Below are 2,757 nucleotides of genomic sequence, written 5' to 3' on the forward strand. Positions count from 1 at the left end.
TGCCGCCCGCCGCAGGCCGGGCGGCAGCTGTACGCGGACCTCGACGAGCTGCGCGGGGTGCTCGCCGCCCGCTCCCTCACCGATTCGGTGGAGCTGGAGCGCGAACTGGCCGGGCGGCTCGGCCCGGCGGTGGCCGGCGGCCACCGGTTCGGCGACCCGCCGCACACCCTGCGGGTCCGGCTGGCGACGCTGCCGCTGCTCGGGGCGTCGGACGAGCTGCGGCTCGCCGCGCTGGCCGCCCCCGATCCGCTGGAACTTCCGCATGTGGCAGAGGAGTTGGCCGCCTTCGAGGCGGCCTTCCGCGACCTCGTCAGGACCGAGGGGCCGTAAGCCGTGACCGGCCGGCCGCGTACGCGGCCGTGAAGCGACCGCGAAGGGAGCGCACCCCATGACCGACCAGGCCGAACCCACCGAAGCGGGCGAGGGCCGCGGCACGTCCCGGTTGCCGCTCCCGGCCCGGGCGCGTCCGTCCCTCGACGCGCCGCCGCCCCTGTCCGCCCCGCGCCCGCTCGGCGAGGTCCGCACCTGGCCGCGGTCGTTCGTCCACCGGCTCACCTCCCCGCTGCCCGGGGTGCGCGCCCTCGCCCGGCTGGCCCGCGAGGGGCGGCTGCGGCCACCGGTGGACACGCTGCGCCAGATCCCGGACCTGCCCTTCGCGCCCGGTCCGCTGCCGCCGACGGGACCCGCGCAGACGGCGCTGACCTGGGCGGGGCACGCGAGTTGGGTGCTGCGGATCGGCGGGCTCACCGTGCTCACCGACCCGGTCTGGTCCCGCCGGATCCTCGGCACCCCGGCCCGGGTCACCCCGCCGGGGGTGCGCTGGGAGGACCTGCCGCCCGTCGACGCGGTGGTCATCAGCCACAACCACTACGACCACCTCGACGCGCCCACCCTCAAGCGGCTGCCCCGCGCCACGCCGCTGTTCGTCCCGGCCGGCCTTGCCGGGTGGTTCCGGGCGCGCCGGTTCACCCGGGTGACCGAGCTGGACTGGTGGGAGGCGGCCGAACTGCCGGGCGCTGGCGGCCCGGTCCGCTTCGACTTCGTCCCCGCGCACCACTGGAGCAAGCGCACCCTGACCGACACCTGCCGCTCGCTGTGGGGCGGATGGGTCGTCACCGCGCCCGACGGGCAGCGGGTGTACTTCGCGGGCGACACCGGCTACGGCCACTGGTTCCGGGAGATCGGCCACCGGTACCCGGGCATCGACCTGGCGCTGCTGCCGATCGGCGCGTACGACCCGCGCTGGATGCTCCGCCCGGTGCACACCGATCCCGACGAGGCCGTACGGGCGTATCAGGACCTCGGGGCGCGGGCGCTGGTCCCCATGCACTGGTCGACGTTCCTGCTCTCCGCCGAACCGCCGCTGGAGCCCCTGCACCGGGTCCGCGCCGCCTTCGAGGCGACGGGCCGCCCCCGCGAGGAGCTGTGGGACCTGCCGGTCGGCGGCTCCCGGGTGCTGGAGTAGGAGTGATCGGGGCGTACGTAACAAGGCGGGGCATAAGTGGCGAGTGGTGAAAGTCACTCATAACTTCCTGTTCATGCGCACACTCACGCTTCGCTACCTCGCGGGCCTCACGGCCGCCCTCGCCATCGAACTCACCCAGCTGCCGGGCGCCCACGCCGCCCCGGCCCCCACCGTGCACACCGTCAAGCCCGGCCAGTCGATCCAGGCCGCGGTGAAGGCGGCCCGGCCCGGCGACACCATCCAGCTGCGGGCCGGTGTCTACCGGGAGAACGTGCAGATCACCAAGGACCGGCTGACCCTGCGCGGCGTGGGCCGGACGACCGTCCTCACCGCGCCCGCCAAGGCGTCGGCCAACGCCTGCGGCAAGGCCGGACACGGCGTCTGCGTCACCGGTACGGCCCAGCGCCGCGTCAAGAATGTCCACATCCGCTCGCTGACCGTCACCGGCTTCCCCAAGAACGGCATCTGGGGCTCCCGCACCGTCCGGATGGACGTACGCAACACCCTCGCCGAGAAGAACGGCCAGCAGGGCATCGGCCAGCAGCTGTCCACCCGCGGGGTCTTCGTCCGCAACGTCTCCCGCAACAACAAGGAGTCGGGCATCTTCCTGGCGAACACCGTCGACGCCGAGGGCGGCGCCACCGACGCCAAGGGCACCCGGGTCGCCGAGAACCGGCTGACCGGCAACCGGATCGGCGTCGTGGTGCGCCGGCTGCGCAACCTGACCGTGGAGCAGAACACCGTCGCGGGCAACTGCGGCGGGGTGTTCGTCGTGGGCGACGAGTCCAAGCCGCGCGCCGGGGACCTGACGGTGGCCCACAACGCCGTCCAGGCGAACAACGCCTACTGCGCCCCCAACGCCCGACTGCCGTTCATCCAGGGCGCGGGCATCGTGCTCACCGGCACCGAGACCACCCGGGTGACCGGCAACCAGGTGCACGACAACGTCGGCACCTCGCCCATGTCCGGCGGCATCGTGCTGTTCAAGAGCGTCGTCGGCATCGCGAACAGCAAGAACGCCATCAGCCGCAACGTGCTCACCGGCAACAAGCCCGCCGACGTGGCCGACCGGGACAAGGGCCCCGGCAACACCTTCACCGGCAACGTCTGCACGCTGTCCGTGCCCGCCGGCCGGTGCTGAGCGGCGACGCCATGACCAGAGAGGCGACGCCATGACCACCACCGCCACCCCGCCCCCCGGCACGGCACCCGACGGCGCGGCCGGGCCCCAGGCCGCGGCCATGCAGCTGCGGGAGGTCGCCTTCGGCGCCGCCCGGGCCGCCGCCGTACGC

At 74.2% G+C, this 2,757-nt stretch carries 2 protein-coding genes and 1 pseudogene; all 3 read left to right on the forward strand.

Going from position 1 to position 2,757, the window contains the following annotated elements; genetic code table 11:
* Positions 1 to 330: pseudogene (locus tag EEJ42_RS32550) on the forward strand (pyridoxal phosphate-dependent aminotransferase); the annotation flags it as partial.
* Positions 331 to 388: 58 nt separating this feature from the next.
* On the forward strand, positions 389 to 1,465 hold the full coding sequence (locus EEJ42_RS32555) for an MBL fold metallo-hydrolase (RefSeq protein WP_123105531.1): 1,077 nt from the start codon (positions 389 to 391) through the stop codon (positions 1,463 to 1,465).
* 73 nt (positions 1,466 to 1,538) lie between these two features.
* Positions 1,539 to 2,606 (forward strand): right-handed parallel beta-helix repeat-containing protein, encoded by a 1,068-nt coding sequence (locus EEJ42_RS32560; protein ID WP_123105533.1) that lies wholly within the window; start codon positions 1,539 to 1,541, stop codon positions 2,604 to 2,606.
* Positions 2,607 to 2,757 lie beyond the last annotated feature (151 nt).

This window comes from Streptomyces botrytidirepellens (genome assembly GCF_003721215.1).
GTDB lineage: Bacteria > Actinomycetota > Actinomycetes > Streptomycetales > Streptomycetaceae > Streptomyces > Streptomyces himastatinicus.

Excerpts from the sequence above, each read along its gene's own strand:
- EEJ42_RS32555 (WP_123105531.1), top strand. The coding sequence starts at position 389 with ATGACCGACCAGGCCGAACCCACCGAAGCGGGCGAGGGCCGCGGCACG.
- EEJ42_RS32560 (WP_123105533.1), top strand. The coding sequence starts at position 1,539 with ATGCGCACACTCACGCTTCGCTACCTCGCGGGCCTCACGGCCGCCCTC.